General features: G+C 67.7%; 9 protein-coding genes and 3 pseudogenes. 7 read left to right on the top strand and 5 right to left on the bottom strand.

The annotated features are described in order from the left end of the window. Positions 1-92: 92 nt before the first annotated feature. The 4 genes and pseudogenes from ACZ56E_RS36130 (at position 93) to ACZ56E_RS36115 (ending at position 3,044) form a co-directional block, all read left to right on the top strand. Positions 93-923: an alpha-hydroxy acid oxidase gene (locus tag ACZ56E_RS36130; RefSeq protein ID WP_471220929.1), complete on the top strand. Its 831-nt coding sequence runs from the start codon at positions 93-95 to the stop codon at positions 921-923. Positions 924-1,081: 158 nt separating this feature from the next. Continuing rightward, a pseudogene (locus ACZ56E_RS36125) lies at positions 1,082-1,492 on the top strand (RHS domain-containing protein); the annotation flags it as partial. Positions 1,493-1,523: 31 nt separating this feature from the next. After that, positions 1,524-2,063 (top strand): SMI1/KNR4 family protein, encoded by a 540-nt coding sequence (locus tag ACZ56E_RS36120; protein WP_471220927.1) that lies wholly within the window; start codon positions 1,524-1,526, stop codon positions 2,061-2,063. A gap of 150 nt (positions 2,064-2,213) precedes the next feature. Then, complete coding sequence (locus tag ACZ56E_RS36115; RefSeq protein ID WP_471220925.1) at positions 2,214-3,044, top strand: hypothetical protein; 831 nt, start codon at positions 2,214-2,216, stop codon at positions 3,042-3,044. Between the two features lie 291 nt (positions 3,045-3,335). Here ACZ56E_RS36115 and ACZ56E_RS36110 read toward each other — a convergent pair whose 3' ends face one another. Then, positions 3,336-4,883: a serine hydrolase domain-containing protein gene (locus tag ACZ56E_RS36110; protein ID WP_471220923.1), complete on the bottom strand. Its 1,548-nt coding sequence runs from the start codon at positions 4,881-4,883 to the stop codon at positions 3,336-3,338. A gap of 87 nt (positions 4,884-4,970) precedes the next feature. Between ACZ56E_RS36110 and ACZ56E_RS36105 the strand changes: the two genes are divergently transcribed. Then, entirely contained in the window at positions 4,971-5,615 is a 645-nt protein-coding gene (locus ACZ56E_RS36105) for a TetR/AcrR family transcriptional regulator (protein ID WP_471220921.1), read from the top strand. A gap of 1,130 nt (positions 5,616-6,745) precedes the next feature. Then, positions 6,746-9,925, top strand: coding sequence for an RHS repeat-associated core domain-containing protein (locus tag ACZ56E_RS36100; RefSeq protein ID WP_471220919.1), 3,180 nt, complete (start codon positions 6,746-6,748; stop codon positions 9,923-9,925). A 745-nt stretch (positions 9,926-10,670) separates the two neighbouring features. Here ACZ56E_RS36100 and ACZ56E_RS36095 read toward each other — a convergent pair. The 4 genes and pseudogenes from ACZ56E_RS36095 to ACZ56E_RS36080 all read right to left on the bottom strand — a co-directional run. After that, complete coding sequence (locus ACZ56E_RS36095) at positions 10,671-11,153, bottom strand: DUF4231 domain-containing protein (RefSeq protein WP_471220917.1); 483 nt, start codon at positions 11,151-11,153, stop codon at positions 10,671-10,673. Positions 11,154-11,707: 554 nt separating this feature from the next. Beyond that, positions 11,708-12,664, bottom strand: a complete 957-nt coding sequence (locus tag ACZ56E_RS36090; RefSeq protein ID WP_471220915.1) for a hypothetical protein — start codon at positions 12,662-12,664, stop codon at positions 11,708-11,710. A 178-nt stretch (positions 12,665-12,842) separates the two neighbouring features. After that, positions 12,843-12,992 (bottom strand): annotated as a pseudogene (locus tag ACZ56E_RS36085) (IS256 family transposase); the annotation flags it as partial. After that, positions 12,962-13,213, bottom strand: a pseudogene (locus ACZ56E_RS36080) (IS256 family transposase); the annotation flags it as partial. The pseudogenes ACZ56E_RS36080 and ACZ56E_RS36085, both read right to left, overlap by 31 nt. 476 nt (positions 13,214-13,689) lie before the next feature. Between ACZ56E_RS36080 and ACZ56E_RS36075 the strand changes: the two are divergent. Further along, positions 13,690-15,372 carry a flavin-containing monooxygenase gene (locus ACZ56E_RS36075; RefSeq protein WP_471221007.1) on the top strand — a complete coding sequence of 561 codons (1,683 nt, stop codon included), beginning with the start codon at positions 13,690-13,692 and terminating at the stop codon, positions 15,370-15,372. Positions 15,373-15,495: the final 123 nt, after the last annotated feature.

Here is a 15,495-nt window from a genome sequence, read left to right as displayed (position 1 = left end):
CCCCGCCGGGGGTGTGCACCACCTGCGTCCACCTGCATGGGAACCGCCGGGCCCCGGTCGACCCGGCGAAGACCTTACTCGGCCCTGGCCGCTTGTCGCGCAGGGTTCGAACTCCTTCGCAAGCGAGTACTGCTTGCCTCCTGAGCACCTTCTCCACACTGACGCTGGAGGAGATCGGCGCAGCCGCCACCGCCCCCTGGTGGTTCCAGCTCTACGTACAGCGGGACCGGGCCCTCACCGAGGACCTGGTGCTCCGGGCCCGCGCGGCCGGCGCCACCGCTTGCGTCGTCACCGTCGACACCCCGGTGACCGGCCTTCGGGAGAGGGACCTGCGCAACGGATTCGCCCTCCCCTCCCACGGCACGCCCGCCAACCTGACCGCGCAACCGGGCCGCAACACGGCCGACCCCGCGCACCACGGCATCCACGACCCACGGATCGACCCCGCCGTCGGCTGGTCCGACCTCGAATGGCTGCGCTCGGTCTCCGGGCTGCCGGTCCTGGCCAAGGGCATCGTGCGCCCCGACGACGCCCGCCGGGCCGCGGAGACCGGAATCGGCGTCTGGATGTCCAACCACGGAGGCCGCAACCTGGACACCGCGATCGCCCCGCTCGTCACCCTGCCCGCCGTCGCCGTCGCCGTCGCCGTCGCCGTCGCCGTCGCCGAGGCCGGGGCAGGCAGGGCCCCGGTCCTCATCGACGGAGGCATCCGCCGGGGCACCGACGTGGTGAAGGCACTGGCACTCGGCGCGGACGCCGTGGCGCTCGGGCGCCCCTACGTCTGGAGCCTGGCCGCAGGCGGCGCCGAAGGAGTCACCGCCGCCCTGAACGCCCTGCACCGCGAAACCGAACTGGCCCTCACCCTCCTCGGCACCCCCGACCTGGCTGCCCGGACCCCGGACCTCGTACGCCCGTCCTGGTGACCTGGACGGTGCCGCCCGGACCACGCAGGACCGGCCTGTGAGTGGGTGTCAGCAGGACGGGATACCGGGTGCCGGGTCACACGGACAGATGCGGCCGGCTCCACTGTCATGAGGTGACCAAACAGCTGCCCTGGCCATGATGGTGGTGCTCTTGGTCCTACGCCATCGTCACCGACCAGGTCGGCACCCCCACTGAACTCGTCGACGAGAACGGCCATATCGCCTGGCGCACCCGCACCACACTCCGGGACACCACCACCTGGAACCAGAACGCCACGGCATACACCCCGCTCCGTTTCCCGGGCCAGTACGACCCCGAAACCGGCCTGCACCACGCCAACTCGCCGGTCATGAAAAGGTCGAGGACCAGTTCCGGACCGCCGTCGATGCAGGTGAGACCATCGACTACAAGGTCACGCCCATCCACCGGACCAACGACCCCAGCGACGTCATCCCCCCCGGGAATGACCCTGGAGGCGCACGGCAACCGGGGCTTCTCCTTCACCCCTACGAAGACGTTAAGCAGTACCAACAGCGTCACTATCTTCAATGTCCCAAAGCCCAAGTAAGCCCCCCCTCAAGGAAAAGAAACCGACCCCGATGCACCCCACCGTGGAACGCCTTGCCGCTCTCGTTCCTCCCCCCGGCACCCGTCGCCCGCGAGATTGGGCCGCCGCCGAGCAGCGGCTCGGCACCGCCTTGCCGCAGGACTACAAGGAACTCGTTGAGACCTACGGAGGCGGGGTCTTCGACGAAACCATCTGGCTCCTGGACCCCGCATGCCCGAACGAGAACTACAACCTCCTCGACCAGGCCACGGAGCGGGCAGAAGTCCTGGCCAACTTGTGGGAGACCGAACCCAAGCCGGCGCAACTGCAGGACGATCCCCAGGCCCAGGTCCTGCCGTGGGCCTACATCGAGGGCAGCGGCGCCATGCTGTACTGGTTGCGTCGGCCGGAACAGAAGCCCGATGAGTGGACCGTCATGTTCAACGAGGGCCGGGGACCGGAATGGGAATACCACCCGACCCAGTGCACGCCCTTCCTCCTGTCCGTCCTGACAGGAGAGACGGACTCGGTGTACTTCGACGAGTTTCCCCCCGACCAGCACGAGTTCGACTCCAACGACGACATCCTCTGAAGCCCGATGATCCCCTCCCGCCTCCGGTGACCGCCGCAGGACCCCTGCGCTGCGGCTCATGGACTGACGTCTGGCTGTCGCTTCCGGACCGGACAGGGGACAGGCTCGCGGGCGGTCATCGGGGGGGGGCAAAATGTCCGCGGTAATCCGGTGACCGCGCTCAGGCCCGCTCCGGTAGTTGCCGGCAGACTCCGCCCGCCTCAGCAGCTCACCGGTGCTGACGACGGCGCCCGCTTCTGGTGGCAGTACGCCGCAGGCGCCGACGACGTCCCCGCCGCCTCCTACTGCCTCTACCTGCAACACCTCGCCCGCGGTGACACCTACGCCGCTGCACTGTGGCAGGACCAGGCCGTCGTCCACCCCCCCCCGCAAGACGGTGACACCGCCGACACCGGCGAACAGGCCCCGGCTTGCCAGGTGATGACCGCCGACACCAGCCTGGCCACGCTCCTGCGTGTCCTGAGCCGGCTCAGCCGCACGAGCCCGCGCACGCAGGCGGCTCAGGCCGTCATCGAATTCGTCGCCGCTTCCGTGACCGCCGGCTACGACCAGCACCCCGACCTCGAGTTCCCGGTGCTGGGCCCCGAGTTCGTCGAACAACTGGTCATCGTCGCGGCGTCCTTGAGTGACCGCCCCGACGCCGCCGAGCCCGCGGCGGCCGAGGAACTGCCCAACCGGAGCGGCGGCGCCACCGGCCACCTTCCGGCGCCTGGGTGCAGACAGGGCCCCGAACGTTTGTTGGTGGAAGTCACCGCCGCCGACCACGAACGGGCCTCAGCCCGGATGTTCTGCAAGGAAGCGGTCGCCGTCTGCTGGGGAAAGGCGATTCTCGCCGACAGTACGAACGGTACCGGCATGGCCTACTACCTCAAACGCTTCCGCGCACGAGCCGCCCTGGCGCGGTCTCCCGCCTCGGCCTTCGCGCCCAACGCCCGCCTCATGTCGCGCCCCCACCCCTCCGTCCTATACAGTAGATCTTGAACTGGTCGCCACAACACGCGGCAGCCGGTGATGCGTTGGTGGTCCAAGGAAAGACGCCCCGCTTCCTGCGGGGAAATGCAGGTGCAAGGCCTGCCCGGCGCTCGATCAGAGGCCCGTACACGCACAGCGTGTACGGGCCTCCTCGCGTCTACGCTCACCCGCGGTGCGCTCGAGGGCATGACGATGCGTTACCGCCCGTGCCCACTGTGCCTCCCAAGCCGCCGCGGCGACGCTCGCCGAGTGCACGCAGGCCGATGTCGATACTTGGTACGCCGGTGGTGAGAGGCTGTGTCATAGCCCCTGACCCGTGACGTTACGTGATGGTGGCCGGTCGTCGGAGGCGATGACGTGGAGGCGGCGACGGCCTGGCCGTAGCCGCAGGCAGCCTTCCGCCAGCCGGACGGCGGCCAGGGTGTATCCGGCGATGATGATGGCGAGCAGAAGCCAGCCGATGTCCGGTGCCCACAGGCGGATCAGATCCTGGTCCGCGCCGGTGGTCAGCGGGACGAGGCCGTTGGCCAGCCAGGCCAAGCCGATGCCGCCGAGGGTCCAGCCCGCAGTGCCGGTCAGGAGCCGCAGACGGCTGCGCGGCTTGGACGCCGGGCGGAATAACCGGTAGACGCTCCAGGCGATCTCAGCCGCGGCAAGGGCCAGGACACTCATCAGGATGGCCAGGATCACGTGGTACGAGGTGTCGGCCGCGGGCACGTTGGGCCGGCCGCCGGCGAGGATGCGGGCGGCGCCCAGTCCTGTGGCGGTGAGGTCGGCGCCCTGAAAGTAGCCGTGGACGTTGTGCATCACGACGAAGGCGCGGTCGGCGCCGGGCAGCAGCACCACCGTGGCCTGGTAGCCGGGGGAGGCACCGCTGTGCCAGATGGTGCGAGTGCCCAGGTCGGCGTTGCGGGCATCGTCGCGCCAGCCCAGGCCGTACTTCTGGGTGCCGCTCACGAGGGCGGCGCCCCGGTGCATCTCGGTCACCGAGCGCCGCGCCAGCAATTGGTTCGGTCCGTAGGCGCCGTTGTTCAGGTGGGCCACAGCGAAGTGCGCGAGGTCTTCGACGGTGCCGCCGAGGTAGCCGTAGCTGGGGCCGGTCTGATCGAAACGGGTCTTGGTCTTCACCGCCCGTCCGAAGACGATGTCGTGGCCGGCCGGGATCGCGTGGGCTCGTTCCGGGGTGGTGATGGCGTCACGCATGCCGAGTGGGCTGAGGACGTGTTCGCGCAGATACTGCGCGTACGGTCGGCCGCTGATGTCCTCCACGAGGGCGCCGAGGAGCAGGTAGTTGGCGCTGGAGTAGCTGTGCCGTTGCCCGGGCTCGGACGCGGGCTCGACGTCGGCCAGTTCCGCCATCGCCGCGCGGTAGGGATCGGCCCGCTGCTCGAAGCGGTCGACGGCGTCGGTGAACTCGGGTATCCCGCTGGTCTGGGTGAGCAGGTGCCGGACGGTGATGCGGCTGGCCGCCTGGGGGTCGGCCAGCGTGAAGTGCGGCAGGTAGGCGCGTACCGGCTGGTCGAGGTCGACCTTGCCGGCCTCGACGAGGGTCATGGCGGCGGTGGCGGTCACCGGTTTGGCGACTGAACCCCACAGAAACGGGGTGTTCTTGGTGACTGGTTGGCCGTCGCCGTCGCGGCCGATGGTTCCGACGTGCTCGATGGAACGGCGGTTGACGATCGCGTAGGCCAGGCCGGGGGATTTCGTGGCCTTCGCGCGTTCACGCAGAAAGGCATCGACCTTGGCGGTGGTATCGCCACGGGCGTGTGCGGCCGGGGCAGTGATCGCTCCGGTCAACACCAGCAGGGCTAGGAGCAGGCAGGACAGGGCGACTGGTCGCAGGGTCATGGCTCTCCGGTCTCCGGGCAGGCGTGGGCGGCCATAACCGTATGGCCGTATGGCTACCTCGTAACCGTACATTGATACGGTTATCCCGTGCCCCGAGTTGCCGACCACCCAGCCCGTCGCCGCCAGATCGCCGACGCCGTGCAGCGCCTCGTCGCTGCGGCAGGGCTGGACGCGGTGACCATGGCAGCCGTTGCCCAAGAGGCACAGATCTCCGTCGGCCTCGTACAGCACTACTTCGCCAGCAAAAACGAGCTGCTGCTGTTCGCCTACGGCCAGGTCACCCAGGCTTTCCGGGATCGGATCACCGCACAGATCACGGACGGGGTCGCCCACCGGCGGCGGATCTCCGACGTCGTCTTCGAAAGCCTGCTGGAGCTACTGCCCCTCGACGACGAACGACGCGGCGAATACCGCGTCACACGAGCCTTCCTCGGCCGCTCCGTCGACAACGCAACGCTCGCCCAGGTCGCCGACGCCACCGCCGCCGACATCCGCGCCCAACTGGCCACCGCCGTCCACAACGGCAAGGAATGCGGCGAAGTCGAAGAGGCCGCCGACCCCGACCTGGCTGCCACCCGGATCACAGCGCTCGCCGACGGGCTGGCCGCACAGCTCTACCAAGACCCAGACCGCACCCTCGGAGGCCGGCCGCTGCGCGCCGCCTGCGAGGAACTACTCCGCGACGCCCTCGATGCTGTCTTTACTGGTGAATGCCGGCAATACCGCAGCTGATCCCGCACACATCCACCACGTAACGTCGGACACATCCGCAACAGGCGGCCACCCGACGCAAAGCGAGTGATCCCGCCGCCTCATCCTTCGATGTCACAGCACGCAAGACGCCGTCACAGGGCACCGGCGGGAGGTGGGTCCCTCTTCCCTCCTCGCATGGGACCACCACAGAGCGCTATAGGCGGCACACCGCTGAACGACTCTGCCCACCGTCACCGACCGTCACAGACAGGGGGATTGAGCACAGCTACTTACACCGCCCGGCGCTTGACCTATGCCTTAGGGATCTGGCAGGAGGCGAAGGAGAGGTCGCGGCGCAGGACGACCGTGAGTTCGGGATCATCGTGTCCGATCTGATCGCGGTGCGCCTCCAAGTCGGCAACCTGGACCAGAACGTCGAGGCACTCAGCAACAAGATCGACGCCGGGGCCAGGTCCAGATCATTGAGCTGCTGACCCAGCTTGTGGGCCAGCGCCCCGATGCCAGCTGGCCTCCCGAGGCTTCGGTCCGGGTTCTTGTTACAGGACGCCCCCGGGCTGGCCGGGGGCGTCCTGTGTCCGAGGCAGATGTTGATGCGCAGGTCTTCCTGCCGACCAGGTGGCACCATGCGGAGCGGCAGCCTCCGCTCGCCGATGCCCACCGCAGCTCTGCCTTTCTGTACGCCCGAAGTGGCTGCGGATTGAGACGACAATTTCTGCGCGTGTAGCCCATGGCCGCGTCTTCTCGGCCACTTAGCCGCCGGTGCTCGGTGCGCGAGGCGCAACGGTCGTGCTCAGACAGGTGGGCTCCGTGAAATCCCGGCCGTTTTGTGCCGATCTTGCATGAAGGCCATTTCATTTCACATGGAACGACTGTTCGAGTGAATCGCCGCGTGTCTCGGGGGTGGCGTGTGCCAGATTGTGGGCCCCTCGTGACCGCTGGGGTCTGCGAGGTCCGTCTTCCTGTGGGGGGAAGTCTTGACGCAACGCACCATGGGTGCGCGTGTTTCGCGTGCCCGGAAGAGAACCAGCCTCGCCACCGCCGCCGCTCTGGCCACCGGCGCTCTCACCCTGTCCTTGCTGCCGGCGACCGGTACTGCCGCGGCCGATGAGCCAGGGTCGGCGTGGGGCAAGAACGCTCCGTCATTCGAAATGCCCGACGTAAAGGTCGGCACCAACAAGCCCGTCGCACCGCAGGCCGAACGCACGCCAACGGATGAGGTCGCGGCCTGGCGCGCGCAGCAGAAGAAGCGCGCCGAGGGGACAGAGCCGACGTCGTCGTCCTCTCGCTCCGCCCAGGAGATCCCGGCCCATGTGCCCGAGGGGCAGGGCGACGTGCCGTGGCACCGGATCAACAACTTCGCGATCACTGACGCGCTGACGGCCCGGATCAACTACTCCACGGGCAACCTGATGCTGACCGCCACGGACTTCTCCATCGCGGGGGTCGGCCAGGAGCTGACCCTGGCGCGCACCTACAACTCGCTGGACGCGCCGTGGGGCAAGGTGTCCCAGCGGTGGTGGCAGCAGTACGAGCGCTACCTCCAGGTCCTGGATGACGAGGTGGTGCTGTACGACGCCTCCGGCGACACCCTGCGGTTCAAGAAGGCCGCCGATGGCTCCTTCACCACTCCCAAGGGGTATTCGAAGGAGCTGAAGAAGAACGCCGACGGCACCTACACCGTCACCAACTGGAAGTCGCACACCAAGGACACCTACAACGAGCACGGCACGCTGACCAAGGTCACGGACAAGAACAAGGGCACCGTCACCGTCACCCAGCACGACAAGGGCGACGAGCACCAGGGGTTCAAGCTGACCGAGACCCGCTCGGGCCGCTGGATCGACCTGCTCAAGACCGACGCCTCGCAGTGGCAGGCCAAGGACAACTCCGGCCGCACCGCCGTCTTCGACCTCGACCCCGACGGCAACCTGCACAAGACCACCGACGCCGAAGGCAAAACCACCGCCTTCGGCTACGACACCTCCAACCGCCTGACAAAGATCACCACGGCAGAAGGCCGCGTCACTGTCTTCACCTACGACAGCACCAACCGCGTCACCTCCATGCTGCGCGCCACCGACTTCAACGGCTCCGGCCACACCGGTCCCACCTGGACCTACGCCTACAGCGCGGACTCGCCGACGGCGGCGGGCACGACGACCGTGACCGATCCGGAGAAGCACGCGACGAAGTACAAGCACGACGGTGACGGTCAGGTCACCGATACCACTGATGCGCTCGACCGGAACCGGAAGACGAAGTTCGACGCGAACCACAACGTCGACACCGCCACCGACGCCATGGGCACCGGCACGACCGGCGGCAACGTGACCGACTACGGCTTCAACACCCGCAACAACCTGGAGTCCATCAAGTCACCGACAGGCGGGAAATCGGTCACGAGCTGGCAGACGATCGCCGGCGGCGACAAGCCCAAGGACTCCACCAACGCCGACGGCGAGAAGACGTCCTTCACCTACGACACGGCCGGCAACACCAAGTCGGTCGCTCAGACCGGCACCGGCGGCGGCAGCGTCTCCTACACCTACAACCCCGCCTCCCCGACCTGCGGCGGCTTCGAAGGACAGCGCTGCACGGCCGACACGAAGATGTCGTCGACGAAGACGGTCAAGACCTCCTTCACCTACGACAGCAAAGGCAACCTCACCAAGGCCGCCCCGCCCAAACCGCTGGGCGAGAGCACCTTCACCTACGACAGCCTGGGCCGCACCGAGACTCTCACCGACGGCCGCGGCATCAAGAAGACCTTCACCTACGACAACCTCGACCGGATCAAGACCGTCTCCACCACCAACAACACGGTCCGCTACTGGTATGACGGCGACGGCAACCTGCGCCAGCGCGACGACTCCACCGGCACCATCAGGTACACCTTCGATCCGCTCCAGCGCGAGACCGCCCGCACCCTCCAGGACGGCTCCCAGACCCTGCTCACCTACACCCCGGCAGGTAACGTCGACTTCTATCAGGACCCGGCCGGGAAGGTCGACTACACCTGGAACGAGGTCAACAAGCTGCAGAAACTGACCGACCCGTCGGGCAAGGTCACCTCCTACAAGTACAACCGCAACGACGTCCGTACCGAGACCGCCTACCCCGGCGGCACCGTGCAGACCGTCGACGTCGACAACTCCAGTCGCCCCGAGAGGATCACGGCCAAGTCCGGCAAGGGCACCCTGGTCGACCTCACCTACACCTACGGCTACGGCACCGACGGCAAGACCGACGGCGACAAGATCCGCACCAAGACCGACGCGTTGGTCGGCATGAAGACCAGCTACACCTACGACGGCGCCGGACGCTTCTCCTACGCCGAGGAGAAGAAGAGCTCCACGCTCAACTCGTCCTGGCAGTACTGCTACGACCTGGCGGGCAACCTCACGAGCCAGGGCACCGCCGAAGGCTGCCCGCGCGGCACCACCTACACGATCAACGACGCCCAGCAGATCACCGCGAAGAACGGCTCATCGACGAACTGGTCCTACGATCTGGAAGGCAACGAGACCGCTGGCGCCTCTACCCCGGAGGGCACCCGGACCGGGGAGAAGTGGTCCGATCACAGCCAGCTCACCTCGCTGACCGTCGGCGGGAAGACGTACGTGGGCCAGTACGGCTCCACCGACCAGAGCGAACGCATCAAGCTCGGCGACACCTACTTCCACAACGGTCCCCTCGGCCTCTCCGCCACCTCGGCGGGCGGCGTGGACACCGGCTTCAACCGGGAGCCCGGGGGCACACTCAACTCCATGACCCTGGACGGGAAGACGTACTTCTACCTCACGGACGCGATCGGCTCCGTCGTCGCCGTCGCGGACGAATCCGGCACCAAGGTCAACACCTACAGCTACAGCCCGCGCGGCGTCGAGCGGTCGACGACCTCGGAGAAGGTCACCCAGCCCTACCGTTTCGCCGGCGGCTACCAGGACCCCACCGGCCTCTACCACCTCTCGGCCCGCTACTTCGACCCCAACATCGGCCGCTTCACCCAACGTGACCCCTCCGGACAGGAGAAGAATCCCTACCTCTACGCGGAAGGCGACCCTGTCAACCGCATCGACCCGGAGGGCCTTTTGTCATTCGGGGACGTCGTCGGCGCAGTGGCCGGTACGGTCGCCAGCACGGCTCTTGACGGTGTGCTGGGCCCGGTTGCGGGCGGTGCTATCGGTGGGTGCCTGGGAGGGTCAATCACTGCCGCCATCGAGGGGGATTCGATTGGTAAGGCATGTGCAGAACAGGGCGCTTTGGGAGCGGCAACTGGTGGCGCTGGCGCGTTGACCAAAATGGGAATGAAGGCGCTCAAGAAGTGAAGAGCCCGAAAGTCGAATTACCCGATCATAGATGAGTAGTTGAGCGACTGCGGGGGGCACGCAAGCGCTCCCCGCAGTCGAGCGAAAGGACAGGGGATGAGTCAGTATTCAAAGCGTCTCAGCGTTTTCCTTGGCGGCTTGATAATTCTAGGACTTATCTTCTGGCCGATCATGGTGTGGATGTCAGGGCTGGGGCAGGGCACCAGGTGGGCCCTAGGTATACCCATGCTCATTATTCTTTTCGGCTACATGTTTATGGGTGGCGTATGGGCCAACCAAGGAAGTCGGCAGTCCTGAATGCGGGGCTGGCAGAGACCTCCGGCAGCACACAAGGCTCCCGTGCCGTTGTATGAGGCGTTCCACGTCTCAACCCATAGCACGGGAGCCCCGCTGACCTGCCCACCTGCCGCACTCGACCTGTAGCGAATCCAGGTCGAGTGGGTCACCACGGTCATCGTCTAGACCGCCTTCGGAACTTCCGTGTTTTTCTCAGTACACGGCTGAGAGAGATCAAATGCGAGGCGCCGAGCGGACCTGCCAGGGCGAGGACTGCCGAGTGCGGCGGCCGAGCAGGGGGCGTCCCGTGCCGCCGCGGCCCGGTCCCGGTGCCAGTCCACGAGGCCCGAGAGACGGGTTCGGTACAGTTCGCTGCTGGTCCTGATACGCGAGTTCGTGCCTGGGGCACGACGGTGCCGATGGCTTGGGCGTCGGTATGCGGGCGGGCGGACCTGACCCTGTTGAGCGTTCACGGAGTGATCTGGCCTTGGTGCGCGGCTCCTCCTCCGGCTGCGCGACGGCCTGAAGACCACGCTGTGACCTCAGTTGCGGCGACCTCTTCGATCTTCTGCAGAAGTCGTTCCCGCGCCGATTGGTCGCGGTCCTCATCCGTGAGGAGCCGGTAGCGATGGACTTCCACGCGCAGGCTCGTCCAACTCTCCGCGGCCAGAACCCAGCGGTCGACGTGCTGAAAGACCTGCCGGAACCCGCCGATGAACACAGCCGCTCCGGCCAGGGACGCCGTGACCGCCGCAGGCGCCTGGATCCCGGCGGCGACCACAGTCGCAGCGCCGGTGAGCAAAGCTGTCAGTTCGGTCAGCTGATGGAGCCGCCGAGCTCGGTCGCGCGTTCCCGCGTACCAGGCCAACTCCTCCTCGGCGTAAGCGAGCAGAGCGTCGTGGCCCGTTTCCGGAGCCGGTGGCTGTCGTCTTCGTAGTCTCCGTGGGCGCACTCGCACATGATGCCGAATGCCTGCCGCGGACCGCGGTGAGACGCCAGATCGTGACCGCGCACCGCTAAGGCATGACACGAAGTGAGTAGAAATTCCGGTGCGGTCGATCGCCTTGGCGAGTTGCTTGGCGTGGTCTTCGGGCAGTGGCTTGAGTGCGCCGTAGTAGGGCTGGTGGTCCGCTTCGCGGAGCCGGCGGATACGTCCGGCTGACGCCGACGCCTGGCTCGCCCACACCCTGGCCGCGCACCTCGGGCACTACCGCGACCCCGCCGCCCGCGAGGAAGCCATCGGCCTTCTCACCCCGCCGGTCCTCGCGCACGCCGAACTGCTGGCCGCGCTTGCCCACCTTGCTCCGGACACCGGCGTCGCCCAACTGGCGTTCGCGACCCGGCTCACCACCGCCGAACCCGAGGCCATCACCGACCTCGCCGCGTTCCTCACAAGCGCCACCGAGACGGCCGACGCCGCGGGAGCAATTGTCAATTCCTGTGGATCGGTTGGTGTGGCTGGAACGCCTCCGTCGGCGGGCTTCGCCACTGGTATCAACCCAGCTCTCATGTGTGCAGGGGCGTCGGGCTGGCGCCAGCGGTGGTGCGTGGACGTGATCCGACAAGTGATCTCAGCATGCCGGCCCCCGCCACAACGGCGGCGAGGTGCAGCACTGCAGCGACGGCGAGGTCTTCCGGCAGGGTGACGTCGGCCGGGTGGGCCAGGGCTACGAACAGGGTGAGTGGCAGTTTCCAGCCGCTCCACGCGAAGAGTGAGCCCGACCCGAGCCAGCCGAGCGTCAGCAGGAGGTGGTGGGGCACTCGGGCGGGACGTGATCGGGCGAGCGTTCGGATGGCGGCGGATCCGGCCAGTGCCCAGAACGCACCCATACCCGTCAGCAGGTACCACTTGGTCTCCTGCTCCGCCGGGTGTGTAACTCCGAGGGTGCCGCCAACCGCCCAGTACAGCCACGCAAGTCCGACGACGGCTGCGACGAACGCGGACCATGGCACAGCGGTACGGGTGTTGTCCCCGACTCGCGCGGTGAAAGCTTCCGGCCAGCGCCGCCGCAGGTAGGCGGGGAGGGCGAGGGTCAGCCCCAGCCCCATCCCGATGAAGCTGAACTGGATCAGAGCGCCCTCCCAGCCGGGCATGGCAGAGTCGTCGCCCCCGCTGTTTGCTGTGTCGCCGCGCGCGGCATCCAGCACCGTGCTGAGCACGGCGTACGGCAGGATCGACACGAGGAATCCTGCCCCCGTCCAGGCGCAGAAGGCCGCCAGCCACCCCCGTATCCGCATGCCCCAGGGCCGCACCAAGGCGAGCGCCAGGGCGATACCGGCCCCGGCCATGCCGATGGTCACGGTATTGAGGAGGACCCAACTGGCAAGGTTGAAGCCCTTCCCGATCGGTGCCAGTCCCAGCAGCGAGCCGACGACCCACGACACCTTGACCAACAAATAGGGCGACATTGCCAGCGCCGCCCCGTATCCCGCGCACCGTCCGACCCGGTCCCAGCGTTCCACCTGGATGCCCCTTTCTCCACAGAAACTCCAGCCTCGGACTTCACCCTGCTCGTGTACGTCCACCACAGGGAGCGTTCACCTCCGTCGGACGGCGGAGCCCGATCTCGTCATCCGGGCGGACCGGGTGGGCGAGCTGCGAGCTGCCCTGACGAACACTCACTCACAAACCGCAGGCTCGGGCGACGAGGTGGGGTGCGTTCACAGCCCGCCACCGCTGCTGGGCGGACTCGACAAGCTTGAAGACCATGGCCAGGGCGGCAGCCGCGCTGCCGGGACCCCGGGTGACCTTGGTCCGCAGCCGGACGGTGGCGAAAGCCGACTCAACAGGGCGGGCACGAAGCCGCCGGAGGAAAGGCCGTGCAGGTAGAGAAGCGGCAGCACTTCGCTGATCTTCGGGGACTCGCGGCACCAGGACGGCAGGATCGCCGAGGAGAACCGCTTGCGCTCGCCGGTGGTCTCGTCGACGCGCTTGTCGTTCACCCGCGGCGCCTTCACCTCGACTGTCCCGGCCGCGGTGGTGACCCTCCTGGGCTGGTGGTGGCCAAGTCGTCAGACGGCCACCTTTTTGATGCCGGTCAGGCAAACAAGCACAACCGGTGAGCGGCTCAACTCCGCCTCATCCGCAAGGCAGGCCGCGTACGCCTCTCCCTCACCAGGACCGCCGTCTCCACTGGCGTGTCTGCTGGGACATGGTCAAGTGACACGTCGCCGTGAACTGCCTGATGCCGGCTGGAAGTCCGACCGGCCTCTGCCGCCTCGGCCGTCTGCCCTCGGGAGAGCGTTTTCCCAGGCGGCCGCGCTTCTGCGCAAGAATCTGTTGCCCCGTCTCAAATGATCTGGTCTGTGTGCAGGGCTGTGGCCTGCGGCGACCTTGACGGTTGCTTGACCGTCTCTTTACGTTCGTTGCGGAAGGGTGATCATCAACGACCGCCCCTTCGCACCTACGCGCAAGTTCCCGCCCCCTCCAGGGGTTTCACCATGGAACAACTCATCAAGCGCATGACGGAGGAGACCGCGTGACGCACATGGACTGCCGCCAACTTCGGCCAGGCCCGAAGGACGGCCGCATCAGCGCCGCGCCGAAGAGCGGCCAAAACCCGGCCGACGCGGCCGATACGCTCGACGCGGTCGTCGTCGGTGCCGGCCTCTCCGGCCTCTACCAGCTCCACCGACTGCGGCAGCTCGGCCTGACGGCGGTCATCCTGGAGGCCGGTGCGGACCTCGGCGGAACCTGGTACTGGAACCGGTACCCCGGCGCCCGCTGCGACATCGAGAGCCTCTCCTACTCCTACTCCTTCTCCCCGGAGCTGGACCAGGAATGGGAGTGGAGCGAACGGTACGCCTCCCAGCCGGAGATCCTGCGCTACATCCACCACGTCGCGGACCGGTTCGACCTGCGCCGGGACATCGTGCTCCGCACCCGGGTCACCCGCGCCGCCTACGACGAGGACCGTCACCTGTGGCAGCTCTCCACGGACACCGGACGGGCCGTCACCGCCCGCTTCCTCATCCTGGCGACGGGCTGCATGTCGACTCCCCAAGCCCCCCGGATACCCGGCGCCGGCAGTTTCGCGGGCGCGATCCACCACACCGCCCGGTGGCCGCGCGAGGAGGTCTCCTTCACCGGCAAGCGGATCGCCGTGATCGGCACCGGGTGTTCGGGCGTCCAGGTCATCCCCGCGATCGCCCAGGAGGCGACCGCGCTGACCGTCCTCCAGCGCACCCCGGCCTACGTACTGCCGGCCCACAACCGTCCCCTGCACCCCGCCGAGCTGTCCGAGTTCAAGGCCACCTACCCGCAGTTCCGGCAGGCTCAGCGGCGCTCCCGGGGCGGGACCGTCTTCGAGCCCCCGACCCGATCGGCCCTGGAAGCGGACGAGGCGGAGCGCACGGCCGCCTACGAGGCCGCCTGGGACACGGGCTTCCTCAACGGCATACTGCGCACCTACACCGACATCCTGACCGACGAGAAGGCCAACGAGACCGCGGCGGAGTTCGTACGGTCCAAGATCCGTTCGATCGTGGCCGACCCCGCGACGGCCGAACTGCTCTGCCCCAGCTTCCCGTTCGCGACCAAGCGGCCCTGCCTGGGCACCGACTATTACGCCACATACAACCTGCCGCACGTCTCGCTGGTGGACCTGCGTACCACCCCGATCGAGCGGATCACCCCCCGGGGCATCCGCACCTCGCACGGAGAGCACGAACTCGACATGATCGTCCTCGCCACCGGCTTCGACGCCCTGACCGGCTCCCAGCTCGCCATCGACATCGTGGGCAAGGGCGGCGCGACGCTCCAAAAGCGGTGGGCGGACGGTCCCCGGAATTACCTTGGGCTCGTCTCGGCCGGCTTCCCCAACCTCTTCACCGTCCTGGGCCCGCTCAGCCCGTCGGTGCTCACCAACATCGCGGTGGCCCTGGAACAGCAGATCGACTGGATCACCGACTGCATCGCCCACCTGCGGCGCAACGGCCTCACGGAGATCGACGCCACTGCGCAGGCCGAGGCGCACTGGGTCGCGAGCACGGCGGAACTCGCCGGCCACACGCTCTACCCGTCGGTCGACTCCTGGTACACGGGCGCGAACATCCCGGGCAAACCCCGCGCCTTCCTCGCCTACACGGGCGGCCTGGACCGGTACCGGAAGGAATGCGACGCCGCGGCCCGCGACGGCTACCCGGGCTTCACCCTGTCAGCCGCACACTGAGCGACGCCGGCGGTCGATGAGATGCGGTGCCGCGACGGGGTATGCGTACGCATGCCCGACACCCCCCACCGGCCGTCATCCCACCGGCAGTGGGGGAGTGGCACGCGACGGCGGCGTGGCTTA

Source organism: Streptomyces sp. NPDC039480 (assembly GCF_055597165.1).
Note: the sequence above shows the minus strand (reverse complement) of the source record. Positions and strands in the feature narration are given on the sequence as shown.